This is a genomic window from Hymenobacter sp. BT559 (assembly GCF_016427535.1).
Classification (GTDB): Bacteria; Bacteroidota; Bacteroidia; order Cytophagales; family Hymenobacteraceae; genus Hymenobacter.
In genome coordinates this window covers 1,496,459-1,522,322 of the sequence record NZ_JAELXV010000001.1, presented here as the reverse complement: position 1 = coordinate 1,522,322, position 25,864 = coordinate 1,496,459, and the positions used below count along the sequence as shown (strand labels likewise).

Below are 25,864 nucleotides of genomic sequence, written 5' to 3'. Positions count from 1 at the left end.
AGCTATGTAATTCAAATGTAGCTGATACTAGATATATAGGCTCTACTTTAAGCAGTAAACCGATATTCGAATGGATGCTAGTTTAGGCAGTTCCTAAACCGGCGCCCGTCGAAAGCCATTAATTTTGCTGCAACTTCTACTATTTGGTGCCCGCTGCCCTCGTAGCGGGCACTATCTATTTCTGCTTTCATGCTCGACCAGGTTCGCCAGTTCATCGAAGAACATCAGCTTTTTAACCTTACTACCGACCCCGTGCTGGTGGCCGTGAGCGGCGGGCTCGACTCGGTGGTGCTGCTCGACGTGCTGCACCGCCTAGGGGTGCAGGTGGCGGTGGCACACTGCCACTTTGGGCTGCGTGGCGAGGAGGCCGATGCCGACGAGCAGTTTGTGCGCAAGCTAGCCAAACAGTACAACGCGCCCTACTTCGTGGAGTTTTTCCAGACCAAAGCTTTCGCCGAGCAGGAGCACATTTCGACCCAGATGGCGGCGCGCCTGCTGCGCTACCGTTGGTTTGAGGCCGTGCGCGAGCGCGAGAGGCTGGCCGTAATAGCCACAGCCCACCACCAACGTGACGCCGCCGAAACCATGCTGCTCAACCTCACCCACGGCACCGGGCTGGCGGGGCTGCACGGCATTCAGGCCAAGAACGGCCACGTGGTGCGCCCGCTGCTGCCCTGCGCCAAAGACGACCTCTACGACTACGTGGTTGAAAACCGCCTCATCTGGCGCGAAGACGCCAGCAACGACAGCCCCGTGTACCAGCGCAACCGCCTGCGCCAGCAGGTGCTGCCCGTGCTGCGCGAGATTAATCCCAACCTAGACAACACCCTAGGTATCACGGCCGAGCGCGTGGGCGGGGCCGAGGAAATAGTGCGCCGCTACGTGGCCGATACCGCCGCTGAGGCCCGCCGCGACGAGCCTGAGGCCACCTACCTCAGCATTGCCACGCTGCAAAAAACGGCCGCCACTGCGCTGGTGCTGCACGAGTTGCTGCGGCCTTTCGGCTTCTCCTACCTAGTGGTGAAGGACATCGTGGCGGCCTTTCAGGCCCCGGCCGGGCGGCAGTTCGACTCGCCCACTCACCGCTTGGTAAAAGACCGCGACCAGCTCGTGATTACGCCCCGCTCGCTAGCCGGCTTTGGCACTTTTCAGCTGGCGGCCGGGCAACCCGAGCTGCGCGCCGACGGCGTGCGCCTTACCGCGGAATTGCTCGAAATAGACCCCGCCGCATTTGATATTCCGAAGGGCAAAGGCTCGACGGCGCTCGATGCGGACAAACTGAAGTTTCCGCTCACGCTGCGCAAGTGGCAGGAGGGCGACACGTTTATGCCCCTAGGGCTCAAAGGCAAGAAGAAGCTAAGCGACTTTCTCATCGACCAAAAAATCCCGCTCAACCTCAAGGACAACGTGCGGGTGCTGACCTCGGCCGACGGCAAAATCTGTTGGGTGGTAGGCCTGCGGCCCGATGATAGATTTAAAGTAACCGAGGATACGCAGCGGGTGCTGGTGCTGCGGCGGGGGTAGACGCCCTCCCGCGGGGCAACCTCACCCCCCGGCCCCTCTCCAATAGAGAGGGGAACCTATCGCCAGCGGACATAAGCTCACGTAAGAATTCATTGGGCTCCCCTCTCTTTTGAAGAAGGGCCGGGGGTGAGGTTGCCCCGCGGGAGGGTGCTATTAGTGCATGCTACCCATATTCGATAATAGCAACGCGCAGATACCTAGGCCAATCAGCAGTATCAGCAGCGCCGACAGGATGAAGGCAACCACGTAATTCATCTTACCCGAAATGCTCATTATCACGGCCGCTATACCGTTGATTACCGCCAGCACCACCACGACGATGGCCAGCGCACCAGGCTCGGCCCCCGTGACGAGGGCGGCCAGCACCAGCAGCCCTAGGTTTAGCGCAATGGGCCAAGAAAACGGCTTTTTGCCGTTGGGGGAAGGTGTTGTCTGCACGGCTTACGTTAAGTCACCTCATTTAATGCGTACCTAGGTGCAGATTACTACACATACCGAAGCCAATTAGAAGTGCAACCAGCACCAGCAGCACCCCGGTCCAGAAGCAGCCATTTTGGGGTTGTGGATTATCTTCCAACAGCTTCATATTATACCTATTCTTTCATTACGTAGCTCCTCCAGCCGCGCTAGCTTCTCTTGGTCGCGGTAGAAGATGTTCATGGTTTCGAAAGGGATGATTTTCAAATCCTTGCTCACGATGTGCACGCAGGACTTCTTCACGGCGCGCACGTCGAAATTCCAGGGGTCCATGAATTGCAGGATGATGACCCGAAAGAGGTTGTCGTAGCCTAGATTGGGGGCCGACACCTGGGGCAGGCAGCACAGCAGCTGGTTAATTTCGGGCACCACCGTATCGACGGTGTTGGCGGTGCTGAAGAGCTTGAGCAGGTGCTGGCGCAGGCGCGGGTCGCGCTCGTACACAATGGTGTTGCCACCGCTTTGCAGCAGGTCGGCGGGGTCGATGTAGCGCGTGAGCGGAAACACTTCGCCATCGAGCTTCAGGGCGTAGGCCATAGCTAGGGCGTCGGGGTTGCAGGGCACCGGCAGCAGGTCCTCGGCCGTGAAGACGGGGCTTTGGGCGATGATGCCCTGACGCACTTCGGTGAGCGAAAACGAGTCGGTTTCGGGATTGAAGTGCTCGATGCGGCCAGCCGCCTGGGTGGGCTGAAACGTGACGCCGCGAATACCCTTCTGCTGGAGCGCGTAGTCGATGATGGCGCCCATTTCGTCGTCGTTGAGACCTTTTTGCAGGGTCACGACGAGCGTAGTGCTCAGGTTGTACTTGTTGAGGTGCGCGATGGCCTGGCGGCGCACCTCGCGCAGGTCGCGCCCGCGCATAGTCAGCAGCACGTCTTCGCGGAACGAGTCGAACTGCAAGTACACCTCAAAGGCGCCCGCGTAGGTGGCCAACCGGGCCACGAAGGCTTCGTCTTTGGCTAAGCGAATGCCGTTGGTGTTCACCATCAAGTGCTTGATGGGCTTACGCTTGCACATGTCCAGAATTTCCCAGAACTGCGGGTGCAGCGTAGGCTCGCCGCCCGAGAGCTGCACCACGTCGGGCTCGCCCTCGTTGGCCACTACCAGGTCTACCATCGCCTCAATTTCGGCGAGGGTGCGGTGGCGGCCGTGATAGGGGCTGCTTTCGGCGTAGCAGGTGGGGCAGGTGAGATTGCAGCGGTCGGTTACCTCAATCACAGTGAGGCAGGAGTGCTGCTCATGGTCGGTGCAGAGGCCGCAGCCGTAGTGGGTAGCCATATTGAAGCGCCTAGGTGTCTCACTGGGCTTCACATAGTTGCGAATACTTTTGTAGTACTCGATGTCGGTGGCAATGCGCACCTTCTGCCGCCCGTGCTCGGGGCAGCGCTTGAGCATATACACGCCCCCGTCTTCAAAGACGATTTTGGCCTCGATGCGCCGCAGGCAGTGTGGGCACAGGCTCAGGGTGAAGTCGTAGTAGGTGTAGGGGCGTTCGGGCATAGAATGTGGTTTTATTTAAACCAGTTTTTAATTGTGTTAAGCAATCCGCCAGCGACTGGCTTTACAATTGCATCACTAACTTCTTCATTAGCTTCAACTTTTTTCTCACTTTCGACTCCCCACCCATTTATCAATTGCAGCCGCAGGGACATAGCACCTTTGTCTTCATCAGCGATATCTATGAATACCAAATTCTCTGGCTGCCCAGTTAAAGATGATAAAAACTGGTTATTGGTATTTAAATCTAGCCATCCTAAGTTTTCAATAATAGATACCTCTCGGCCACTAAAAAACAGGTTATTAATGGTTCTAGGAATCCAACTTATTACAGCACTAGGATATAAGTTAAATTCTTTGAACTCATGATTACCAAAAGCTACCCAAGTATCCCAAGCTGGCACTTCCCATATATCAACTAGCCCTTGTGAATAGAATTCAGCTCCTCCATCAAGATGAGATTCTTCAGGAAGAGTATAAACCAGGTTTCCATAACCAGCAGCTTCTTCTAGTGAAACCAATGGAATACCTCGCTCTTGCAATAGCAATGCTCTTCTCTTAGCAGTTTCAACAACACCATCAGCGCTGACCAGCGGATACTTATTCTTGATTGAAGCATTATTCCCCCAAAGTGAATTAATTTCTTCGCTACGGAAGTAATTATGCTCAAGCTGAGGATTAACTTTTAAAATCCAAGTCGCTACTTCGAGAATTCTTCTTTCAAGAGCAGTCATATTGATAGTGGCCTAACTGGACGAAACCACAGCCAAACATAATATCCCAACCCCGCCACGCACGCCCACTGTATGGCCGTGAGGCCTAGTCCCGGCAGCGCCGCCGTGGGCTTGAGAAACTCGACCAGCAGCCGAAACAGCAGGTAGCCGGCCAGAAACAGCTCGAAGCGGCGGCCATTGGGCAGCGGGCGGCCGCGCTCTAGGGTGTGAAGCAGCAGCGCCAGCGCACCTAGGAACCCAATTTCGTAGAGGTTGGTAGGGTGGCGCGCGATACCATCGCCGAAGTCGACACCCCAGGGCAGGCTAGTGGGCGTGCCAAATGTGCCATCGGTGAGGCCGCTGAGGTGGCAGCCGAGCCGCCCGATACCCAGCCCCAGCAGCAGCGGGAACACCATGAGGTCGCCGCTACTGGCTTTAATGCCTAGGTACTTCTTGGTCAGCTCCACTCCTATCAGGCCACCTAAGAAGCCTCCCACAATGGTTTTGTTGGTGGTGTAATAAAGCCAGCCACCGGGCGGGTGCAGCAGTAGCGCAGGGTGCTCGAGCAGTCCTAGCAGCCGCGAACCCAGCAGCGCCCCCGCCGCCGCCCCCACGAATATCCACTGGCGGCCCTGGTCGCTGATGCGGTCAGGGGTGCGGGCGCGCAGGGTCGTATAGAGCCGGTAACCCAGCGAATAGGCTAACACCTCGCACAGCAGGTGCACGGGCAAGTGAAAGCTACCTAGGTGGAGTTGGACGGGGTAGGTCAAGCGGGCAGAGGTTGTTCGGAAAAGCGCGGTAAATTAGCCCCGATGTCTCACTCGACTAGTGCTATGGTTCGTAGCGTGCCCGCGCTGCTCTTGTTGGGTTTGCTGGCGTTGTTGCTGTGGGGGCAGTGCGCCTTCAGCCTCAACGAGCACGGGCGCTATGTGCCCACCGTGCGCGTCCGGGTAGTGCGCGACAGCTTGGCCCCCGCTACCCAGGGGCAGCCGGCGCAGCTGCATCTCACGCTGGCCTTGACTAACTACTTGGCGCAGCCCTGCCGCTTCGATACCCTCTTTGGCAACGTCAGTTTCAAGAAGCAATACTGGAATTTTGGAGTGGCCCAGGCGCGCGGCTTGGTGCTACCAGCCTCAGACAACCTTGAGCGTCCCCTATTGCTACCCGTGGTCCTAGCCCTGGTGCCACCTGTCGATTCGTTGGCCGCGTTTCGGGCAGCGCTTCGCACGGGCAGCCGACACGACAACTCGCTGCGGGTATTCTTGCGCGCTACCTATGGCATCAATAGCGAGCCCGGCCGCCCGTGGCCCGCCGAAGCATCTAACTACCTACCGGCACAACCACCGCGCTAGGCATAGTGCTAGCCCGCAGCGCCCGTTTTGCCCAGTGCATATAACCAAAAACGCCCGCCAGCCGGGCGGCTGACGGGCGTTTGCACTAGCTAAAATACTTGCTACCTATTCACGGCCGCCATCATGGCTTCGGGGTAGCGGGTACCTGCGGCGGCACCTAGGGGCAGCAGCTCATCGAGGTGGCGCAGCTCGTCGGCGCTCAGCTTGATGTCGGCGGCGGCCACGTTTTCTTCGAGGTACTTCACGCGCTTGGTGCCGGGGATGGGCACCAGGTCGTCGCCCTGGGCCAGCACCCAGGCCAGGGCTAGCTGGCCGGCCGTTACGCCTTTCAGCTGGGCCAGGTCGCGCAAGTGGTTTACCAGCTTGAGGTTTTTGTCGAAGTTCTCGCCCTGGAAGCGGGGCGAGAAGCGGCGGTAGTCGTCGGGCGCAAAGTCTTCGAACTTCTGAATCTCGCCGGTCAGAAAACCCCGACCTAGGGGCGAGTACGGCACCAGCCCGATGCCCAGCTCGCGCAGGGTGGGCAGCACTTCCACCTCCACATCGCGGCTCCAGAGGCTGTACTCGGTTTGCACTGCCGTGATGGGGTGCGTGGCGTGGGCGCGCCGGATGGTTTCGGCCCCGGCCTCGCTCAGGCCCAGAAAGCGCACTTTGCCTTCTTCCACCAAGCGGCCCATTTCGCCCACGGTTTCTTCAATAGGCACGGTGGGGTCTACGCGGTGCTGGTAGTAGAGGTCGATGTGGTCGGTACCTAGGCGCTTCAGCGAGCCTTCGCAGGCCTGGCGCAGGTAGTCGGGCCGGCCGCTGATACCGCGCTTGCTGGGGTCGTGGGGGTCGCGCACGATGCCGAACTTAGTGGCCAGCTGCACCTGGTCGCGGCGAGCTTTGTCTTCCTTGAAGAAGCGGCCCAGCAGCTCCTCATTGGTGTAAGGGCCGTACATGTCAGCCGTGTCGAGGAAAGTCACGCCCAGCTCTAGGGCGCGGGCCAGGGTGCGCAGGCTTTCGGCGTCGTCGCGCTGGCCATAAAAATCGGACATGCCCATGCAGCCGAGGCCGAGGGCCGAAACAGTGAGGCCGGTGCGGCCGAGTTGGCGGGTTTGCATACTTGAATGAGCAATTAACAGTAAAGAATGAGCAGCCGAACTACGTCTGCCCTAGGAGAAGCAACAGCCCAGCCCCCGATTGTTCCTCCCGCTTTCACTGCTCCCGGCTCCTGGCTAATTGCTCATTGTTCATTATTCCCGTCCTTTGCGGCATGATAAAACTATCGTTGCCGCTGCGGGCGGCTTGCTCGCTAGTCGCCATTGCCTTGCTGCCCAGCTGCGGCGGGGCGGGCACCTCCTCTACCCCCACGGCCGCCGCGCCCACCGACCAGGCCCGGGCCCTCGAAGACACCCTAATGGCGCACCACGACCGCGCGATGGCCCAAACCGAGCAACTGTTTGAGTTGAAGACTAAGCTTACAGCCGCCCAGGCGCCCGCCACCACGGCCCCGGTTATCGCCAAAATGCAGGCCGCCGACCAAGCCATGATGAACTGGATGCACCACTACCAGGCCCCCGACAGCGCTGCTCCCATTAGCCAGCGCCTTACCTACCTGCAAGACCAGCAGCGCCAGCTGGCCGGCGTAGAGCGCCGCCTGCGCGGGGCCCTGGACTCGGCCAATGCGGCATTGCACCAACTACCGGCCGCTGGTGTTACGGCTCCGACCACCCCAGCCACGCCGGCCACTAAGTAGGCGGCGGCTGGCACTTTGCTTGTTATCTCTGATGCAAATCTCTGTTTTGCGCCGCGGCTTGCTGCCGCTGCTTGCGGGGGCGCTGCTGCTGGCCAGCTGCCAGGAAGAACCCCGCCGCCTGCCCATCCTAGGTGAGCGCGATGTGCGCGAAAACCCGAAGGGCGGCCCCGCTGATACCATCTTTGCTACGGTGCCCGCCTTCCGGGCGCACGACCAGAACGGACAGCTCGTGACCAACCAAAATTTTGCGGGCCAGGTCTACCTTACCGATTTCTTTTTTGCGACTTGCCCCGGCATTTGCCCCAAGATGAACGGCGAGCTGCTGAAAGTATATAAGCAGTACGGCCAAACGCCTGGCTTGAGCTTTGTGTCGTTCACCATCGACCCCGACCACGACAGCTTGGCCGTGCTGCGCGACTATGCCCAGCGCCTAGGTGCCCCCACCAACGCCAACTGGCGCTTTGTGCGCACCAGCAAGGACAGCGTGTTTACGCTGGCGCACGGCCTGTATACGGCCGCCATGCCCGACAAAACCGCGCCCGGCGGCTTTGCGCACAACGGCACCTTTGCCCTCGTCGACGACCAGGGCCACGTGCGCGGCCTCTACGACAGCCTCAATCCCACGCAGGTGCAGGCACTGCTCACCGACCTGCCCGTGCTGCTGGCAGAGGTAAAAGAGCGCCAGAAAAAAAGCTAGCCTAGTGCCCGCCATGTCCTTTTCTGCCCCTACTGCGCTGCGCTGGCTGGTGCCTACTATTGCAGTAGGCCTCACGCTCCTACCCGGCTGCTTTACCAATAAGCAGCATCAGGGCGAGCGCCTCTACGTGCAGCACTGCGCGGGCTGCCACGGCGAGCAGGGCGAGGGCCTAGGGCGCCTGATTCCGCCCCTGGCGGGCTCCGACTACCTGGCCGGGCACCGCACGCAGTTGGCGTGCATTGTGCGGCAGGGGCTGCGCGGGCCTATTGTGGTCAATGGCGTGAGCTACAACCAAGAAATGCTGGGCGTGCAGGACACGGCCACTCACCGCCACCTCTCGCCCGCCCAGATTACCAACCTACTTAACTATATCGAAGGCCACTGGGGCAACCACCCTGGCCCGGCCGGTGCCCGCACTATTGCGGGCACCGAAGCTGAGCTGCGCGCCTGCGGCGAGCGCTAGGGTAGCGCCGCCGCGGGCGGCTTGGCTTACATTTGCTTTTCAACCTCCTCTTCTATTCCTACCTACATGGGACTCCTCGACATTTTCAAAAACAAGCCCCAGCCCGCCGCACCTGGCGCTACGCCTACCCCCGCGCCGACAGAAGGCACCCCCGCCGCCCCTAAAGCTGGCCCGCGCTACCAGGGCTCTAACTACGTAGCGCCCGCAGCCCCTACCCCGGTGCCGGCCCCCAACCAGCAGTTTGTGCCGCCCATGCCCGAGCCGCAGGAACTGCCCGAGTTGCCCTTCCAGCCCGAAAACATTCTGGAAGAGTTGCTGCTGATTGCCTCCGTGAACGAGGCCGCCCGCCCCGACTTCTACCGCGCCCTGCTCGGCGAGGAGGTGCTGCTGGTGCTAGCTCCGCAAGAAGGCCAGGAGCCCGGCGAAGCCCAGCTCGAAGAAGGCCAGCAGATTCAGCTACAAGTGCTGCAAGACAACAAAATACCCATCTTCTCGTCGGTAGCCCGCATGAGCGATGGCGGCGTCGACAACGGCCCCGTGACTTACGTGCGCCTGCCCGGCCACGCGTTTTTCAGCATGACCCAGGGCCAGGACGTGGTGCTCAACCCCTTCTCGCCAGCCGGCAAACTGCTACCCGCCGATGAAATTGGGGCCATGCTCAGCGGTCAGCTCACGCAAGCTGGCGGCCTGCCGCCCGATGCCCAGGTAACCCTAAGCCAGCCCGAGACTATGCCCGAGGGCCTTGAAGACAGCCTGCGCGCCTTTGGCGCTACCGTGCCCAGCGTGCGTGCCATCTACCTGGCCCAAATGACCCTGGCCAATGACCCCAGCCAGCCCGCGCGCCTGCTGCTGGCGTTTGACACTACCGACCAGAACCCCGAGTTCCTGCCCCAGCTGGGCCCAGCCCTCGAAGGCCGCACCGGCGAATTCCAGCACGTTGACCTAATGCTGCTGGACCTAAATTCGGAGGAAGGTGTGAACCCCTACTTCAAGATGGCCGACGTAGAGCCTGTGTACATCGTGGCGTAGGTTGCTCGGCACCAGCCCTAGGGTGGCTCGCCAGCGCGTAGCCACCCTAGGACTAAAAAAGCTACGGCGCCCCCGATTTTAGCGGGGGCGCCGTAGCTTTTTTCTTTAGAAGCAACCTAGGTAGCTGCACTAAGGCCTTAGGCCGGTACGGCCTCCGCTTCTTCCTGGCGCTGCACTACTTTGCGGAAGAGCGGCCGCAGGCCCACGTACAGCGCCGCCACTACTGGCACAGCGGCCAGCGCCCACAGCATGAGGGCACCGAGCTCGGCCCGCCACAACAGGTGCAGCACGCTGCCCCAACCTTCGGCGCTGCCCATCTCCTTGATTTGCTCGAATGTGAGGTTCGCTACCTGCTCGCCATGCCCCAAAATAGTCGCCCCCCAGCGCAGGAAAGGCAGCAGCAGAATAAGTTGCACGGGACTAAGCAGATGGCATACTAGTTGAATGGCCGCTACATTAAGGCGCAGCCGCAAGGCCACGGCTGTGCTTACAATGGTAGTAATGCCAAATGTAGGAGCTAGCCCAAAGGCTACGCCCAGCCCTACTGTGAGGGCCAGGCCGCTGGGCGAAAGCCCGGCCTTGAGCAGGCTCATAAAGGGGTCGAGCAAGCGGCGCTGTACCCAGGTGCGGGGCGGCGGCTCGGGCACGGCCCGGACCCCGGTAGCCGATATGGAAGTAATGGACATGTGCGTAACTAGCGGGCCTGATAACTGTTGGCAGCAAGCGCGGCTGAGGTGCCGGGCCCGGCTGCGGCCAGCGGGACCGTCTCTTTTTTACCCGCTTTGGAATAAAATGTTGTCTGCCCGGCGTTAAGTTTAGTATGTCCAGTCCTGTACCCGTAGCCCCTCACCCGCCCCTGCATCACCGCTCGTGGTGGGTAGAGCAATACTTATTGCTGCGCCGCGCGGCCCGCGAGCTCGCCGCCAACGACCCCCTGCGGCTGGGTGCGGCCACGGCGTTTTTCACGTCGTTTGCGCTGCCGCCCATCGTTATTATTTTGGTGCAGCTGCTGGGCTCAGTGTACTCGGCCCGCGGCGCTCGCCTCATGCTGCTTACCAAGCTCAGCCAGCTCATTGGCTCGTCGGCGGCGGGCCTGGTGGCCCAAACGGTGCACAACGTGGCTAATGCCGGCACCAACCGGCTTATTACCTGGCTGGGGTTTGCCTTTCTGGTCTTTGTGGCCACTACCCTATTTACGGTTATTCAGCACTCGCTCAATCAGTTGTGGCACGTGCGGTCTAGGCGGCAGGTGAGCCAAGTATCGGTGGCCCTGCGCGAGCGGCTGCGTTCGGGTGGCGTACTGCTGGCCACGGCAGGGCTATCGGTACTGGCCTTTTCGGCCGATGCGGCGCTGGCTTTCTTTAGCCAAGCCATTGCGGGTTTCGACGCCACCTTTGCCTACTACCTAGTGCAGGGGCTAAACGCGGTGGTGAGCCTGCTGATTCTGGCTGTGTGGTGCGGCTATGTGTTTCGCACGCTCAGCGCGGCCAAGGTGCCTTGGCGGGCCGTGCGGCGCGGGGCCTTGCTCACGGCCGTGCTCATTGAGGCCGGTGAGCGCGTGCTGGGCCTACTACTGGTTTCGCGCGACCTAGGGCCTATTTATGGCCCGGCGGCCAGCCTAGTGCTGGTGCTGCTGTTCGTATTCTACTCGGCCATGATTTTTTACTTCGGCGCCGCGTTCACGCAGGTGTACGCCCACCACGTGGGGCTCGATATTCGGCCCAAAAAATCTGCCGTGCGCTACAAGCTAGTAAACGTGGCGGAGCAGTATGACGAAGCAAGGAGGTAAGCATAAATATGCCTACCTAACTAATCGCGCACCCTCTGTGGTATTCTACCTACTTACCTAGGCCTACCTTTGCTGGATGCAAGCTGACTCTGCCGCTCCGGCCACATTTCTAGATTTCAACCTTCCGGCCCCGCTCACGCAGGCGCTGACCGAGCTCAACTTTACTCAGCCCACGCCGGTGCAGGCGCTGGTGCTGCCGCCCGTGCTGGCCGGCCAAGACGTGGCCGGCCAGGCGCCCACCGGCTCGGGCAAAACGGCCGCTTACGGCCTCGGCATCCTGGCCCAGATAGACCCGGCCGCCAAGGCCGTGCAAGCCATCGTGATAGTGCCCGCCCGCGAGCTAGCATTGCAAGTGCGCGAGGCCCTCAAGAGCCTGGGCAAGTACTTGCCCGCCCCCGGCCTGCGAGTGGCGGCCCTCTACGGCGGCCACGCCATGCGCGACGAAGTAAAGACCCTGCAGCAGACGCCGCACGTGGTAGTGGCCACGCCCGGCCGCCTGCTCGACCACCTCGAAAAGCGCAACATCATCCCCAACCAGCTTAAAGTAATGGTGCTGGATGAGGCTGATAAGCTACTGGAGTTGAAGTTTCAACAGGAGATGGCCACTATCGTGAGCCGGCTCCCTAGGCGGCGGCAAACGCTGCTATTCTCGGCCACCATGCCCGACAAGGTAATGGCCCTGGTGCGCGAGTACCTGACCCGCCCGCGCCTGCTAGCCGCCGAGGGTGGCCTGGTGCCCGGCGCCGCGGCCGAAGGTGGCGCGGCCGTCATGCCCTCGTCACTCACCCTTCGCGGCCACGTGCTCAATGCTGTGGAGCAGAAGCCCGCCGCACTCTACCACCTGTTGCAGCAGCCCGAAACGGGCCAAACGCTCATCTTCGCCAATACCCGCGAGAAGGTGCAGGAGCTAGCCCAGTTTCTGCGCGGCCGGGGCGTGGCAGCCGAGGTGCTGCACGGCAAGCTGCCGCAGCCCGAGCGCGACAAAGCCTTGATGAAGCTGCGTAATAACTCGGCCCAGGCGCTAGTGGCTACCGATGTGGCCGCCCGCGGCCTCGACGTGCCCGCCTTGGACACGGTTGTTCAGTACGACCTGCCGCACGACGCCGAAACCTTCCAGCACCGAGCCGGGCGCACAGCGCGGGCCGGCGCCGCGGGCACCGCCCACCTGCTCGCCACTCCGCCCGAGCAAACCCGCGTGCAAGGCTGGCCCGCCGCGCAGGCCGTGGCCTGGGCCCGCCTAACGCCCCCGCCCCTGCCCGCCGCCAACGCTGCCCGCCCGCCGCGCCCCACCACCGTCACGCTGCACATCACGGCCGGTAAAAAGCATAAGGTCAGTGCCCACGACCTGGTTGGTGCCATCGTCAACGTAGGCGGGCTGGCCCGCGAAGACGTGGGCCGTATCGAGGTATTTGACTTTTACTCTTATGTGGCCGTGCCGCGCAAGCAAGCTGCCGACGTGCTGGAGCGCCTCAACGGCGCCAAGGTCAAGGGCGTGAAGGTGCGCGTAACGGATGTGCCCTAGCCGCAGCAGCGGTCCTTGGCGCACCCTAGGGGGTAATTTGCGTATGCTATAAGCTCACCTCTTTTTGCTTTCCGATGCTGCTCGCCATTCTGCTTCCGCCGCTGTCGATGATACTCAACGGCCATATCCTCAAGGGTATTCTGTGCTTTATCCTGCAGGTCACGCTCATTGGCTGGATTCCGGCTGCCATTTGGGCGGTGGTATCGCGCAGTCAGGACCTGGCCGAGAAGCGCCACCAGGAAACCTTGCGCGTATTGGCCGAGCAGGGCCGCACCTAGGTCAACTTTCTCACCCTTTTACTACCCGCGTGCCCGCCGCCCTACCTAGCCAGCTCCTCTTTATTTATAGCCAGAACCGCTGGCGTAGCCTTACCGCCGAGCGGCTTTTCGACGGGCACCCCGAGGTGCAGGCGCGCTCGGCGGGCACCGAGCCGGGCGCCCGGGTGCGGGTGACGGCGGGGCACCTAGGGTGGGCCGACGTCATCTTCGTGATGGAAAAGAAGCACGCCGACCGCCTGCGCGCCAAATTCCGGGACGAGCTGCAGGGTAAAGCATTGGTTAACCTGCGCATTCCTGACGACTATCAGTTTCAGGATGCTGCGCTCGTGGCGCTCCTCCGCGAGCGGCTGCACGCCTACTTCGGGACCGACCTCCTGCCCGCGCCGTAGCGGGCGCGCCGTGTACTTTTGCCTCCCTATGAAATTTACCGTTGGTCAGATTGCCCAGGTAGTGGGCGGCACCGTAGAGGGCGACGCAAACGCCACTGTGTCTAGCCTGGCAAAAATCGAAGAGGCCGGGCCCGGGGCATTGGCATTTTTGGCAAACGCCAAATACGAGCCGTTTTTGTATACTACCAAAGCTACGGCCGTCATCGTGAGCCCCGAGCTGGCACTACGCCAGGCAGTGGCCGCCACCCTTATTCGGGTGGCCGACCCCTACTCAGCTTTTACCAAGCTGCTGGAGTTTTATCAGCAAGCCACACGCTTTAGCCGGCGCGGCGTGGAAGAACCCAGCCACCTAGGCGCTAGCTCTACCATTGGGCCGGGGCACTACCGTGGCGCTTTTTCTTACGTGGGTGAGGGCTGCGTGCTAGGCGAAAATGTGCTCATTTTTCCGCACGCCTACATCGGCGACCGGGTGCGCATTGGCGACAATTCTATCATTCACGCCGGCGCCAAAATTTACGCCGACACTGTTATCGGGCAGCGCTGCGTCATCAAGGCCGGCGCGGTGGTGGGGTCCGATGGCTTTGGCTTTGCGCCCCAAACCGACGGCTCCTATAAGGCCATTCCGCAAATTGGCCAGGTAATCTTGGAAGATGATGTGAGCATCGGGGCCAATGCTACCGTTGATTGCGCCACGATGGGCTCAACGCTTATCCGTCAAGGCGTTAAAATTGACAACCTAGTGCAGATTGCGCACAATGTCGAGATTGGCCGCCACACCGTTATCGCGGCCCAAACCGGTATCTCGGGCTCGACCAAAGTGGGCGACTATTGCGTGCTGGCGGGGCAGGTAGGCTTGGTAGGCCACATCTCCCTGGCCAACCGCACCACCATCACGGCGCAAAGCGGCGTGCAGAAATCCACTAAAGTTGAAGGCCAGATTTTGCAAGGCTTCCCAGCTATTGGCCTCAAGGAAAACCAGCGCGCTACGGCCGTCTACCGCCGCCTGCCCGAATTGGAACGTCGCCTTACTGCATTGGAAAAAAGCCAGCCAGCACTGGAAAAGCTTTAGCTTTGCGGTCGATTTGAGCTGCTAGCTATTAGCTGTTAGCTGTTAGCCCTGTTCAATCATGCAGCAATGCACTCCTTATCTTAAAAAGCTAACAGCTAACAGCCAAAAGCTTACGGCTAAAGAATGAACGACAAGCAACACACCATCAAGGCCCCCGTGACCGTGCGGGGCATCGGGCTGCACACCGGCGTGGAGGCCACCATGACCTTTTGCCCCGCGCCCGTGGGCCACGGCTACAAGTTTCAGCGCACCGACCTGCCCGGTCAGCCCATCGTGGATGCCGACGTTGACAACGTAGTAGACCTTTCGCGCGGCACCACCATCGAGCAAAACGGCGCCCGCGTCAACACCGTGGAGCATACGCTGGCCGCCTTGGTGGGCTTGCAGCTCGACAACGTACTGATTCAGCTCTCCGGCCCCGAACCGCCCATCATGGATGGCTCGTCGGCGGAGTTTATCAAGGCGCTGCACACCGTGGGCTTTGAGGAGCAAAACGCGCTGCGCAACTACTACGAGATACCCGACACCATCCGTTACGTCGACAACGCCCGCGGCGTGGAGATAGCGGCCCTGCCGCTAGCCGACTACCGCCTCACGGTAATGGTCGACTATAATTCGCCGGTCCTAGGTTCGCAGCACGCCACGCTCACCGATATCAACCTGTTTGAGAGCGAAATTTCGTCGTCGCGCACTTTCTGCTTTCTGCACGAGCTAGAATACCTCTACAAGTCAAACCTCATCAAGGGCGGTGACCTAAGCAATGCCATCGTGGTAGTAGACCGCGCCGTGGGCGAGCACGAGCTCGATGAGCTAGCCGCCATGCTGGGCAAGCCCAAGGTATCGGTAAAGAAGGAAGGCATTCTGAACAATGTGGACCTGCGCCACAAAAACGAGCCCGCCCGCCACAAGCTGCTCGACATTGTGGGCGACCTGGCCCTGGTGGGCCGCCCGCTGAAGGGACAAATCTTGGCCGCCCGGCCCGGCCACGCGGCCAACGTGGCGTTTGCCAAGAAAATCAAGAAGAAGATGCTGGAAGACAAAACCAGCCCGGTGCCGGTGTACGACCCCGCCCGCGAGCCGGTGATGGACATCAACCGCATCATGCAGGTGCTGCCGCACCGCTACCCGTTCTTGCTGCTCGACAAAGTCATTCATCTGGACAGCCAAATGGTGACGGCCGTGAAAAATATTACGATGAACGAGCCGTTCTTCCAGGGTCACTTTCCCGGCAACCCCGTGATGCCGGGCGTGCTACAGATTGAGGCCATGGCCCAGACGGGCGGTATCTTGGTCATGAACACCGTGCCCGACCCCGAAAACTACTGGCAGTATTTCCTAGGTATCGAAAATGCCCGTTTCCGCAAGAAAGTGCTGCCCGGCGATACCGTTATTTTCCACTGCCAGCTTACGGCGCCTATTAAGCGCGGCATTGCCAAGATGAAAGGCCAGGCCTTTGTGAACGGCAAAGTGGTGTGCGACGCCGAGATGAGCGCCGCTATCGTGCGCAAAGACAACGTTTAAATCAATGAACAATTATTAATGAGCGATTAGCAAACTGCTTGTTTTCCAACCACCTTTTGCTTTCGCTTGATAATTGTTAATTGCTCATTGCTACCTGATAATTGACCCCCAATGATTTCTCCCCTCGCCCATATCCACCCCGCTGCCCGGCTTGCGCCGGGGGTTACCGTTGAGCCGTTTACTACTATTTATGGCGACGTGGAGATTGGCGAAAACACTTGGATTGGCCCTAACGTGACCATCATGGATGGGGCCCGCATTGGGGCCAACTGCCAAGTATTTCCGGGGGCCGTAGTGGCGGGCATTCCGCAAGATTTAAAGTTTGCGGGCGAAGTCACTACTGCGGTGATAGGCGACTATACCGTACTGCGCGAGTGCGTGACCGTGAACCGCGGCACCGTGGAGCAGGGCCGCACGGTGGTGGGAAGCCACTGCCTGCTGCAGGCCTACGTGCACATTGCCCACGACTGCCTAGTGGGCAACCACTGCGTGATTTCGAACTCCACCCAGATGGCCGGCCACGTGCAGGTGGGCGACTGGGCCATTATTGGGGGTACCTCGGCTATCCATCAGTTTACCAATATTGGGGCGCACGCCTTTATTGCGGGCGGCTCGCTAGTGCGCTCCGATGTGCCGCCCTTCGTAAAGGCTGCCCGCGAACCGCTGACGTATGCGGGCGTCAACTCGGTGGGCATGAGCCGCCGGGGCTTTAGCGAGGGGCAAGTGCACCAGATTCACGAGCTCTACCGCATTCTGTACTTGAGCGGCCTAGGTATGCGAGAAGCCCTCGCGCGCATCGAAGCCGAGATAGCTCCTTCGGCCGAGCGCGACTTAGTCGTCAGCTTTGTACACGCAGCCGAGCGCGGTATTATCAAAGGACCAGGCCGCCGCAAAAGCGAAGAAAGTGCAGATTGAGGCCCAAGGGCTAGGCCGGCGCTACGGCCGCCAATGGATTTTTAAGGAGCTGAGTCACGTCTTTCAGCCCGGCACGGCTACGGCCGTGCTCGGGCCGAATGGCGCGGGCAAGAGTACACTGCTTAGCATCCTGGCCGGGCAGCTGCTACCTACTACCGGGCAGGTGCACTACACCCTAGGGGGCCGGGCGCTGCCCGTGGCCGAGGTACCGCGCCAGCTGGCCTACTGCGCCCCTTACCTCGACTTGCCCGAAGATTTTACCCTGCTAGAGCTGCTGGCTTTCCATACTCGCCTCAAGCCCTTGCAGCCGGGCCTGACAGCGGTGGGGCTGGTTGAGTTGATGTACCTAGAAAAAGCGCGGCACCAGCCGGTGCGCGAGTTTTCGTCGGGTATGAAGCAGCGTCTCAAGCTCGGTCTAGCGCTGTACGCGGCCACGCCACTGCTGCTGCTCGATGAGCCCACCACCAACCTCGATGCTACGGGCACGGCCTGGTACCTAGAGCACGTAGCGCGGGTGCGCACGGCCGAGCGCCTGGTGATTGTCTCGTCCAACGTACCAGCCGAGTATGCGTTTTGCGAAGAGCAGGTGCGCATTACCGACTATCAAACCTGAGGTGAGACTCGCGCTAATAGCGTGTTGGACTATTGCATTAGGTCACTTTTAGTTAGAAGTATATCTTCAACTACATTAGCCTACCTAGCTGCATTTATTGGGTTTAAGTTTCTGGTATTTCCTCATCGACTACCAAGCCGAAGCCGATAGTACGTGGCCACCCAACTGGCCGCATTGCGGCTCGCAGCAGGCAAAGGCCGCACGTGCACAGCCGGGCTAAGCTGCCGCTGGTCGTGGGGCCCTGTGTACACCCGCAGGCCTAGGCCACCGGTAGCAGGCGCCAGCTGCACAAAGCGATTGGTGCCCGCGCCCCCATCTAGCCACACTGCGAAGCCCGGCGCTAGGTGCCCGCGCAGCTCAAATTGGTCGTTGCCCCCCAGGCCATAGATGCGCAGCCGGCGCGTGTGGGCTACGTCGTAGTGCTGCTCGCCCAAGAGGCTGTCGGGGCGCGTTGGGCGCTGGGCCCATACCTGCAGGTGCACACGGCCCGGGCCTGCTGCCTGCACCACAAAGCGCTCGGCGGCATCGCTACCTATCACGGCAGCATCTACTTGCAGGGCGCGGAAGTAGCGGGCTGCCGCCGCGGGCAGCAGCCCCCGCCGCACGCGCAGGGCGGGCAGTAGCTCGTGCGTCATGCGTGGGCGCACCTCGGGCGGCACAGTGCGCAGAGCCTGGGCATACACCGAATCGGTCAGGCGCCGCGCCAGCGAGTCAGCTTCGGCCCGAAAAACTGCTTCGGGCAGCAGAGACAACACCGTTTCGTCGAGCGGGCGGGCCGTGACGGTAAGTGGGTCGACTTGCGCCAGCGTGGGGGTCGCATCAAAGGTTTGGTAGCGGGGCCGCACCCACGACAAGGCCCGCGTGAGCCAGCCGTCATCGAAGCGAAAAAAGGCTTGGTCACGGTCGCGCGGAATGGGCCGCAGCTCTAGGTCGCCCCCTTTGGCAAAGGCGGCCCAGCGCCACTGGTCGGCGCGGCGGCTCCAGTCGCCCACCAAAAGGTCGAGCAGCCGGGCGCGCAGGTAGGCGCGGGCCGCTACGTGGGCCGTGGGCCGGGCCAATACGGTGCGCAGCATTTGCTCCGAGCCCATTACTAGGCGCGCGCCCCCAAAGCTCGGGGCGTGGGCCTGGTTGCGGTCGGGGCGCTCTTCTAGCAGGTAGAGCGCGGGCCGAAACTGTGCTCGAAAAGAACCCAGCACCGTGTCGGGCAGCAGGTAGACCAGGCGCGGGTTGGTGTGGTACACGCCCGCCGCCTCGGCCAGCACCGCCGCGATGTACGCCCCATAAGGTGGTGCGGCGCAGGTTTGGTCGCGCAGCACGGGCGCCACCAAGCGGCTTAAGCCGGTGTTCAGGCTGCGGCTCAAGTCTTTGTCGACCGAGCGCAGCACAAAGGTGCGGCCATCGGCGGTGTGCAGACGCAGGGTATTAGTTTGGAAACTGCCGCCCACTTGCACAGGCAGCAGCTCGGCGGCCCCTAGGCGCAGTACGGGGGCCGTTACGGGCGTGGCCCACAGCTGGCGGTAGTGTTGGCCCCACAGCCGCTGCCACCACCAGCCGCGCTGGGCATAGTGCGCCCCTGCCGCCACCCGCACCCAGGCCGAGTCAGGCCCGAATACCGGGCGGTCGGCTGCGCTAACCGAAGCGGTTGGCTCGCTGCACGCGGCCAGAAATCCCCCGCTCAGCAGCGCACCTAGCAGCGTCAGCCAGCCCTTCCTTACGTCATAAACTTTGCTACCAACCACTAGCTTAACCTGACACTGGCTTATTAACTCGCTTGGCCCAGGCAGAGCGGCCGGCGGGCGGCGCTGGGCCCGCTTTATAGCGCAGTTAGCGGGTCGGGGTTGCCGCTAGCAGATTAGCTTATCTTTTCCGGCTGGCCTGCGTTGAAGTAGTAAAATGCCTTGCGGCTTATTCCACCGCTACTATTGCTTCGACTTTGCGCTCTTTTACATTTTCTTTTTTTTATTGTAGTCTGGCGCTAAGCATTACTACAGGTTGTGCGCGCAAGGATTTTTTTCAGTCCGATGCGCAGGTGCGCCCACAGTCGGTAGCACCTGCCCGCCAGGCCTCGGCCGATAGCGTGTGGGCCACGGCAGGCCGCCACTACAATCAGCACGGCTGGCTTTTCAGGCGCTTTATGGGGCCGCACCACCGGGCGCTGTGGGCGACGCCAGTGCGGGTACCCGTATTTCGGCTCGCCTCGGCCGATAAGGACGCGGGCCCCCTGAAGCCTACTAAGCTGGGCGGTGGCTTTCAGAGCACCAGCCTAACGCTGACGGCGGCCGATGGCCGCACCTACGCGCTGCGCTCGCTCGATAAAGACCCCGCACGCATCTTACCCAAGTTTTATCAAAAAACCTTTGTGACTAATGCCTTGCGCGATGGCACTTCGGCCGGCAACCCCTACGGGGCCCTGGTAGTGCCGCCGCTGGCCCAGGCGCTGGGGGTGCCGCACACGCACCCACGCATTTTCTACGTCGATTCTTCCGAAACGAGGTTTACGGTGGACGATGCCAATGAGCGCCTGCGCGGCAAAATGGTGCTGCTAGAAGAGAAGTACAACGGCAAGCAGGTCAGCTCGCCGCTGCTTCCCCAAGCGCGGGAGTTTATCAGCGACGAGGATATGCGTAAGCGCATTTACGCTAGCCCTGCCGACCGACCCGACCAGCAGGCCCTGCTGCGGGCGCGTCTGCTTGATGTACTCATTGGCGACTGGGACCGCCACTCTGGGCAATGGCAGTGGGCCGTGCTGCCCGACCCGGCCCACCCCACCCGCCGCCGCTACGCGCCCGTGCCCAAAGACCGTGACCAAACGTTTTACCGCGTTTCGGACGGGCTGGTAGGCTGGCTGGGCACGCGCAAGTTCACGGTACGCCATTTGGTTACGTTCAAGAAGCGGATTCACGATGTGAAGGCCCTCACCGGCCAGGGCCGCTTCGTAGACCAGCGCGGCATGCCCGAGCTCACGCGCCGCGACTTCGACCAAGCGGCGCGCTACGTGCAGCAGCACCTGCCCGACTCAACCTTGGCCCGCGCCGTGCACCGCCTGCCCCCGCCCGTGTATGCCCATGCAGGCAAGCGCCTGCTCCGCGACCTGAAGCATCGCCGCGACCAGCTGCCCGCCGTGGCCCGCAAGTACTACCTGCTGAAGGCCCGCCAGCCCATTGTGGCCGGCACCGACCAGCCCGATTTTTTTCAGGTGCAGCGCACCCCCGACTCTACTACCGTGCGCATCTACAGCCGGGCCCTAGGGGCCGATTCGCTTTATTTTCAGCGCACCTACTTCAGCAAAGAAACGCGCCGGCTGACCCTGGAGGGCCTGGGCGGCAACGATACTTTTGAAATAACCGGCCGGGGCATGCCGCTGGTGCTGCACGGAGGCGCCGACCAAGACGTAGTGCGCCCCGCCAACGCGCCTAGGGTTGAATTTAGTCAAGAAGCCAACGGCAACCTCGACGTACCCCGCCCCCGCACCGAGAAGGAAGCCTTCGAAAATTACGACCGTCTGGCCGACGAATAGCTTTCAAGGAGCAACAAATAAGGAGCCATGAGCAGTGCCAGTATGCAGCCTGCTCATGGCTCCTTATTTATTGCTCACTGCTTTATATTTACGCCAGCATTTCTAGCACGAGGTGCTCGACGGGCGAGAGTTCGTCTTGGTCGGCGGGGTCAGCATCATGGCGGCGCAGGTACTCGATGAGCTTGCCCGACTTGAATAGCTCGACCACCTGCGGGTGAATGTAATATTTGGAGCACACAGTAGGCGTGTTACCTAGGTTGGTGGCCACCTCCTTTACGGCCTTGCGTATCACTTTTTCAGGCCCTAGGTCGGGTTCGGCGTGCAGCACGGCTTCGAGGCAGCTCACCATCTTGACGGTGCCGCCCCAGGTGCGAAAGTCCTTGGCCGACAGGGCTAGTCCGGTGTGCCGATGCAAGTACTCGTTTACGTGGCCCGACTCTAGGGGGTGACGGTGACCATCGGCTCCGTAGAACTGAAACAGGTGCTGGCCGGGAATCTCCTTGCACTTGCGCACTAGGCGGGCCAGCTTCTGGTCGTGCAGGGTCACGTCGTGGGGTACGCCTTTTTTGCCAACGAAGGAAAAGCGCAAGTCGGCCCCGTCAATTTTCACGTGCTTGTCGAGCAGCGTGCTCAGGCCGTAGCTTTTGTTCTTCTTGGCATACTCTTCGTTGCCAATGCGAATGAACGACTGGTCCATGAGCGTAAGTACCAGGGCCACGACTTTATCGCGGTCGAGGTCGGGGCGGTCAAGGTCTTTTTTAAGCTGCTGGCGCAGGGCGCCGAGCTTCTGCCCAAAGGCCAGCAAGCGCGAAAACTTGGTGAGCGAGCGGGCGGCGTCCCAGGCCGGATGGTAGCGGTACTGCTTGCGGCCGGCCGCATCGTGGCCCGTCACCTGCAAGTGCAGCATGGGGTCGGGCGCAATCCACACCTCCGTCCAGGCCGGCGGAATCACGAAGCTGTGAATGCGGTCCAGCGTCTTGGCATCTTTGATTACGTGGCCCTTCGCATCGAAGTACTGAAACTCGCCTTTGCCCGCGGCGGCCTCCCGGCGCAGGCCGGGGCCAGCATCGGTGCCGTAGTGCAAGCCAGCCAGCTCGGCTTGGCGGGCGGGGTCTTTGTAGAGTTCGTGCGCAGCGAGGTCGGGCAGCGGAGCCAAGTGCTTTTTGCGGGTTTTGGGGCGGGGAGCGGCGTGGGTGGCGGTGGGCATGGACGCGGAGCAGAAGAATATTAAGTAAAGAGGCTTACGTAATTCTGCATTTAAAGGAGAGTAAGCACAGCAAGAAACCCCCACCATGAGGCCAGAAAACCCTCGTCGGGCGTAGGTTTGTCAGATGGAGTTAGGCCTTTGGTTTTCGGATGCCCTCGACTGGGCCGATGCGCTGGTCACGCGCACGGCGGCCCGCCTAGGTCGCCTGCGCCCCCTGCACCTCGATGCGTATCGCAGCTACGGCACGCCGCACCGCTTTTACTTGAAAGGGCGCTTGCTGGCCGACCGTGGCCTCACGCCCCAAACCGAGGCCGATTCGCCCTGGCGCAATTTCCAGGCGATGTACCGGCGCTTCAACAGCCGCGAGATAGCCGGCGCCCGCATTCTGGTGACCATGCCAGGCGGGCTCGATACCTACGTCACCACCGACAAGGGCGGCTACTTCACGCTGGCCCTCGACCCGCCCGAGCTGCCCGCCGCCCGCGACTACCTCTGGCACCCGGTGCCGGTGCAGCTGAGCCAACTGCCGCACCGCTTTCGGGGGCTGCACGGGGCGGTGCGGGCTACGGCGCAGGTGCTCATCCCGCCTACCACGGCCGAGTTCGGGGTTATTTCGGACCTCGACGATACCGTAATAGTGACGCGCGCCACGCACATGCTGCGGATGCTGCGCACGGTGCTTTTCCGCAATGCTCACTCGCACGAGCCGCTGGCGGGCGTGGCGGCCTTCTACCAAGCCTTGCAGCACGGGCAAAGCGGGCGGCCCGACAACCCGTTTTTCTACGTCAGCTCCTCGCCCTGGAACCTGTACGACGTACTGGAAGACTTCTTGCGGCTGCGTGGCATTCCGCTGGGGCCCATGCTGCTGCGCGACTCGCTGCTGCGGGCCCCAGCCCTGCGCCCTGGCGAAGTAGCCTCTAGCAACGACTCGCTGCACCACGGCCACAAGCTGCGCGAAATCAAGCAGCTGCTAGACACCTACCCCGACCTGCCTTTTATCTTGCTGGGCGACAGCGGGCAGCACGACGCTGACATCTACGCTGAGGTGGCGCGCCAATACCCAGGCCGCATCCTGGTTATTTACATCCGCGATGTGGGTGTGCCCGCCCGCACCGCCCTGGTGACACCAGTGGCCGACGCCCTGCGCGCCGAAGGCAAGGTAGAGCTAGTGGTAGTGCCCGACTACACAGCCGCCGCCAAGCATGCGGCCGACCTAGGGCTCATCACGGCCGAGGGGCTAGCGCAAGTGGTCGCCGCCAGCCGGGAGGACTAATACCGGGTTTGGCGGCCCGCAGGCCTTGCCCGAACTTTGCCGCTCGCTCTTTATCTCCTTTCGCCCCACGTTTTGGCCCAAGCTGTACAAAATCTTATTCCCTCTTGGCGCACCGTGGTGCGCGTGAGCCTGCAAACGGCGGCGGCCCTGTTTCTGGTTTCGGTGGCCTGGGTACTGGTGTACCGCTGGGTGCCGCCGCCCGCCACTTGGCTCATGCTCGACCGCCGCGCCCACGCACCGGTGGGCCTAGGCTACTACGGCATTCAGGCCGACCCGCGCCACGTGGGCTACCGCTTCAGCACCCTCGATGAGGTGGCACCCAGCGTGCCCCTGGCCGTGGTGGCCTCCGAAGACCAGCGCTTTTTGCTGCACCATGGCTTTGACCTGGATGGCATGTGGAGTGCGGCGAAGTACAACTGGAACCGCGCCGAGGGAAAGCCCGTGCGCGGCGGCTCCACCATCTCGCAGCAGGTAGCCAAAAATGTCTTTCTCTGGCATGGCCGCTCCTACGTGCGCAAGGCCGCCGAAGCGTACTTTACCATCCTCATCGAAACGCTCTGGAGCAAGCGCCGCATTATGGAGATGTACCTGAGCGTGGCCGAAATGGGCGACTGCACCTTCGGCGTGGAGGCCGCTAGCCAGCGCTATTTTCACAAACCGGCCCGTAGCCTCAGCCCGCCCGAGGCCGCCCTGCTGGCCGGCGTGCTGCCCAATCCGCTGCGCTTCCGGGCCGGCCAGCCGGGGCCGCAGGCCCGGGCCAAGCAACTGCGCGTGCTGCGCAAAATGCGCTCGCTGGGCGGGTCGGCTTACGTGGCAACCTTGCTCAATAACTAAGCTTCAGCAATTCCGCGCTTGCGGCAGGGACCTAGGTGGCAAAGGACCGGCGGCGTGAAGTATTGCCTGTGCAACACCTAGCTTGCTTGGACCACTACATTAGCTTCGCCACTTCATAAACATTCCATGAACAGATTGTTGCCTACCCTCGCTTTAAGCTTTTTCTTGAGCGCAACTTCCTACGCGGCGCCCCCAGCACCTACCCCGGCCGCCACTCGCCAAGCCATTGCCAAGGTGCTAGCGACCCAGGTTGCTGCCTGGAACAAGGGCGACCTTACCACATTCATGGCAGGCTACTGGCGCTCCGATTCGGTGGTGTTTATCGGGAAGAGCGGCCCTACCTACGGCTGGCAACCTACTCTCGATAACTACCGCAAAAGTTACCCCGACCTCACCCAGATGGGGCAGCTCGATTTTAGTCAGTTGCGCATCACGCCGGTCTCAGCCGACGTGGCACAGGTGGTAGGGCACTGGCACCTAGCGCGGCCCGGTGCGGCTGCGGGCGACCTGCAGGGCCAGTTTCTGCTGATTTTTCGGCGCTTAGGTGGTCAGTGGGTCATTGTGGCCGACCACTCTAGCTAGCAACTGCACACCTTTTGCCGCCACGCACATGACTATCACCAGCCTACTCGCTGAACTGCAAAGCTACCTGACCGAAACGTTCGCTTTGGTCGATGCTTGATTCGACCAGCCGGCGGTGCTACGGGCATACCGGCCAGCCGACCTAGGCTGGACTATTGATGAAGTCTTGGCCCACATTGGCCTTGCCAATCACTACCTACTCATTCTGATTGAGAAAGGCACTGCCAAGGCCTTAGCCAACACTCAAGGCCGCGACTTAGCTGCGGAGCTGGCCACCTACCAATTTCCCAACCAGAAGTTGGCGGCAATTGGGGTGCTGCACGGCTTTACCTGGGCGCGGCCCGACCACATGCAGCCCCACCTCAACCAGCGGTTGCTGCCCGCTATTCGGCAGCAGCTGCGCGACCAGCTGGGCCAAGCCCTAGGGTACCTCGACCAACTGCCCAATGGAGAAGGCCTGCTGCACCAAACTACTATGAGCGTGAATGACCTAGGCAAGCTCAACGTATATGAATACGCTTACTTTCTGGCCCAACACGCCCGCCGCCACCTGACCCAAATGCAAGAGAATGCCGCTGAGGCGGCTAGTGCCGCCCAGGCTTAGCCGAGCACGCAAATTTAGTCGGCTTGCCTACTACTTTTGATTGTAGTTTTCGTATATTTGCTAGCTCATTAGCCACTCAGTCACCACGAGTATGAAAAAGACAACTGCCTTCTCCTCGCTACTGCTCCTGGGCGGCCTAGGCTCGCTCAGCTACCTCACGGCCCGGCTGGCCACGCTCAATCTGACCTTCTCGCTTCAGGGTGAAGAAGACCACCACTACTTGTAAGCCTGCATTTTGCATTTATTTTTACGCGTAAAGCCTCG

28 protein-coding genes are annotated in these 25,864 nt (G+C 61.3%); 20 read left to right on the top strand and 8 right to left on the bottom strand.

Annotated elements, in window-relative coordinates; genetic code table 11:
- Positions 1–189 precede the first annotated feature (189 nt).
- Complete coding sequence (tilS, locus tag JAO77_RS06305; RefSeq protein ID WP_198989422.1) at positions 190–1,524, top strand: tRNA lysidine(34) synthetase TilS; 1,335 nt, start codon at positions 190–192, stop codon at positions 1,522–1,524.
- Between the two features lie 153 nt (positions 1,525–1,677).
- On the opposite strand, the gene JAO77_RS06300 is transcribed toward tilS, so the two are convergent.
- From JAO77_RS06300 to JAO77_RS06285, 4 genes are all read right to left on the bottom strand, one after another.
- Positions 1,678–1,962 carry a hypothetical protein gene (locus JAO77_RS06300; RefSeq protein WP_198989421.1) on the bottom strand — a complete coding sequence of 95 codons (285 nt, stop codon included), beginning with the start codon at positions 1,960–1,962 and terminating at the stop codon, positions 1,678–1,680.
- A gap of 144 nt (positions 1,963–2,106) precedes the next feature.
- Positions 2,107–3,501: a radical SAM protein gene (locus JAO77_RS06295; RefSeq protein ID WP_198989420.1), complete on the bottom strand. Its 1,395-nt coding sequence runs from the start codon at positions 3,499–3,501 to the stop codon at positions 2,107–2,109.
- 11 nt (positions 3,502–3,512) lie between these two features.
- Positions 3,513–4,232 (bottom strand): hypothetical protein, encoded by a 720-nt coding sequence (locus JAO77_RS06290; RefSeq protein ID WP_198989419.1) that lies wholly within the window; start codon positions 4,230–4,232, stop codon positions 3,513–3,515.
- Positions 4,229–4,981, bottom strand: coding sequence for a prolipoprotein diacylglyceryl transferase family protein (locus tag JAO77_RS06285; RefSeq protein WP_198989418.1), 753 nt, complete (start codon positions 4,979–4,981; stop codon positions 4,229–4,231). The genes JAO77_RS06290 and JAO77_RS06285 overlap by 4 nt, the downstream gene beginning before the upstream one ends.
- A 42-nt stretch (positions 4,982–5,023) precedes the next feature.
- On the opposite strand from JAO77_RS06285, the gene JAO77_RS06280 reads away from it, so the two are divergent.
- Positions 5,024–5,563 carry a hypothetical protein gene (locus JAO77_RS06280; RefSeq protein WP_198989417.1) on the top strand — a complete coding sequence of 180 codons (540 nt, stop codon included), beginning with the start codon at positions 5,024–5,026 and terminating at the stop codon, positions 5,561–5,563.
- 101 nt (positions 5,564–5,664) lie between these two features.
- On the opposite strand, the gene JAO77_RS06275 is transcribed toward JAO77_RS06280, so the two are convergent.
- Positions 5,665–6,663: an aldo/keto reductase gene (locus JAO77_RS06275; protein ID WP_198989416.1), complete on the bottom strand. Its 999-nt coding sequence runs from the start codon at positions 6,661–6,663 to the stop codon at positions 5,665–5,667.
- Positions 6,664–6,815: 152 nt separating this feature from the next.
- Here JAO77_RS06275 and JAO77_RS06270 point away from each other — a divergent pair, with 152 nt between their 5' ends.
- The 4 genes from JAO77_RS06270 to JAO77_RS06255 all read left to right on the top strand — a co-directional run bounded on the left by JAO77_RS06270 (position 6,816) and on the right by JAO77_RS06255 (position 9,487).
- Entirely contained in the window at positions 6,816–7,298 is a 483-nt protein-coding gene (locus JAO77_RS06270) for a hypothetical protein (protein ID WP_198989415.1), read from the top strand.
- 31 nt (positions 7,299–7,329) lie between these two features.
- A complete protein-coding gene (locus tag JAO77_RS06265; RefSeq protein ID WP_198989414.1) occupies positions 7,330–7,995 on the top strand; it encodes an SCO family protein in 666 nt (221 codons plus the stop codon).
- A 13-nt stretch (positions 7,996–8,008) separates the two neighbouring features.
- Entirely contained in the window at positions 8,009–8,458 is a 450-nt protein-coding gene (locus tag JAO77_RS06260; protein WP_198989413.1) for a c-type cytochrome, read from the top strand.
- Positions 8,459–8,524: 66 nt separating this feature from the next.
- Positions 8,525–9,487 (top strand): enhanced serine sensitivity protein SseB C-terminal domain-containing protein, encoded by a 963-nt coding sequence (locus tag JAO77_RS06255; protein ID WP_198989412.1) that lies wholly within the window; start codon positions 8,525–8,527, stop codon positions 9,485–9,487.
- A 137-nt stretch (positions 9,488–9,624) separates the two neighbouring features.
- Here the strand turns inward: JAO77_RS06255 and JAO77_RS06250 are convergent, their stop codons facing one another.
- Entirely contained in the window at positions 9,625–10,173 is a 549-nt protein-coding gene (locus JAO77_RS06250) for a DUF2062 domain-containing protein (protein WP_198989411.1), read from the bottom strand.
- A 134-nt stretch (positions 10,174–10,307) separates the two neighbouring features.
- Between JAO77_RS06250 and JAO77_RS06245 the strand changes: the two genes are divergently transcribed.
- From JAO77_RS06245 to JAO77_RS06210, 8 genes are all read left to right on the top strand, one after another.
- Complete coding sequence (locus tag JAO77_RS06245; protein WP_198989410.1) at positions 10,308–11,276, top strand: YihY/virulence factor BrkB family protein; 969 nt, start codon at positions 10,308–10,310, stop codon at positions 11,274–11,276.
- 76 nt (positions 11,277–11,352) lie between these two features.
- Positions 11,353–12,798, top strand: a complete 1,446-nt coding sequence (locus JAO77_RS06240; RefSeq protein WP_198989409.1) for a DEAD/DEAH box helicase — start codon at positions 11,353–11,355, stop codon at positions 12,796–12,798.
- 74 nt (positions 12,799–12,872) lie between these two features.
- The gene (locus tag JAO77_RS06235; protein ID WP_198989408.1) at positions 12,873–13,076 is read left to right on the top strand and encodes a YqaE/Pmp3 family membrane protein; all 204 of its coding nucleotides are present in this window, start codon (positions 12,873–12,875) and stop codon (positions 13,074–13,076) included.
- Between the two features lie 29 nt (positions 13,077–13,105).
- Complete coding sequence (locus tag JAO77_RS06230) at positions 13,106–13,465, top strand: low molecular weight protein tyrosine phosphatase family protein (protein WP_198989407.1); 360 nt, start codon at positions 13,106–13,108, stop codon at positions 13,463–13,465.
- Between the two features lie 28 nt (positions 13,466–13,493).
- Positions 13,494–14,534 (top strand): UDP-3-O-(3-hydroxymyristoyl)glucosamine N-acyltransferase, encoded by a 1,041-nt coding sequence (lpxD, locus tag JAO77_RS06225; RefSeq protein ID WP_198989406.1) that lies wholly within the window; start codon positions 13,494–13,496, stop codon positions 14,532–14,534.
- 123 nt (positions 14,535–14,657) lie between these two features.
- Positions 14,658–16,055: a bifunctional UDP-3-O-[3-hydroxymyristoyl] N-acetylglucosamine deacetylase/3-hydroxyacyl-ACP dehydratase gene (locus JAO77_RS06220; protein WP_198989405.1), complete on the top strand. Its 1,398-nt coding sequence runs from the start codon at positions 14,658–14,660 to the stop codon at positions 16,053–16,055.
- Positions 16,056–16,166: 111 nt separating this feature from the next.
- Positions 16,167–16,970 (top strand): acyl-ACP--UDP-N-acetylglucosamine O-acyltransferase, encoded by an 804-nt coding sequence (gene lpxA, locus JAO77_RS06215; RefSeq protein ID WP_198989404.1) that lies wholly within the window; start codon positions 16,167–16,169, stop codon positions 16,968–16,970.
- On the top strand, positions 16,960–17,583 hold the full coding sequence (locus JAO77_RS06210) for an ABC transporter ATP-binding protein (protein ID WP_198989403.1): 624 nt from the start codon (positions 16,960–16,962) through the stop codon (positions 17,581–17,583). The genes lpxA and JAO77_RS06210 overlap by 11 nt, the downstream gene beginning before the upstream one ends.
- 122 nt (positions 17,584–17,705) lie before the next feature.
- Here JAO77_RS06210 and JAO77_RS06205 read toward each other — a convergent pair whose 3' ends face one another.
- Entirely contained in the window at positions 17,706–19,322 is a 1,617-nt protein-coding gene (locus JAO77_RS06205) for a hypothetical protein (protein ID WP_198989402.1), read from the bottom strand.
- A 290-nt stretch (positions 19,323–19,612) separates the two neighbouring features.
- Here JAO77_RS06205 and JAO77_RS06200 point away from each other — a divergent pair, with 290 nt between their 5' ends.
- Entirely contained in the window at positions 19,613–21,100 is a 1,488-nt protein-coding gene (locus JAO77_RS06200; protein WP_198989401.1) for a hypothetical protein, read from the top strand.
- An 88-nt stretch (positions 21,101–21,188) separates the two neighbouring features.
- On the opposite strand, the gene JAO77_RS06195 is transcribed toward JAO77_RS06200, so the two are convergent.
- Entirely contained in the window at positions 21,189–22,307 is a 1,119-nt protein-coding gene (locus JAO77_RS06195; RefSeq protein ID WP_198989400.1) for a DNA topoisomerase IB, read from the bottom strand.
- Positions 22,308–22,431: 124 nt separating this feature from the next.
- On the opposite strand from JAO77_RS06195, the gene JAO77_RS06190 reads away from it, so the two are divergent.
- From JAO77_RS06190 to JAO77_RS24350, 5 genes are all read left to right on the top strand, one after another.
- Positions 22,432–23,580 (top strand): App1 family protein phosphatidate phosphatase, encoded by a 1,149-nt coding sequence (locus JAO77_RS06190; RefSeq protein WP_198989399.1) that lies wholly within the window; start codon positions 22,432–22,434, stop codon positions 23,578–23,580.
- 72 nt (positions 23,581–23,652) lie between these two features.
- Positions 23,653–24,414, top strand: a complete 762-nt coding sequence (gene mtgA / locus JAO77_RS06185) for a monofunctional biosynthetic peptidoglycan transglycosylase (RefSeq protein WP_213019318.1) — start codon at positions 23,653–23,655, stop codon at positions 24,412–24,414.
- Positions 24,415–24,579: 165 nt separating this feature from the next.
- Positions 24,580–24,996, top strand: a complete 417-nt coding sequence (locus JAO77_RS06180) for a YybH family protein (RefSeq protein WP_235998223.1) — start codon at positions 24,580–24,582, stop codon at positions 24,994–24,996.
- 115 nt (positions 24,997–25,111) lie between these two features.
- Positions 25,112–25,600: a DinB family protein gene (locus JAO77_RS06175; protein WP_198989397.1), complete on the top strand. Its 489-nt coding sequence runs from the start codon at positions 25,112–25,114 to the stop codon at positions 25,598–25,600.
- 91 nt (positions 25,601–25,691) lie between these two features.
- Positions 25,692–25,826, top strand: coding sequence for a hypothetical protein (locus JAO77_RS24350; protein ID WP_262712148.1), 135 nt, complete (start codon positions 25,692–25,694; stop codon positions 25,824–25,826).
- The last annotated feature ends 38 nt before the right edge of the window (positions 25,827–25,864 follow it).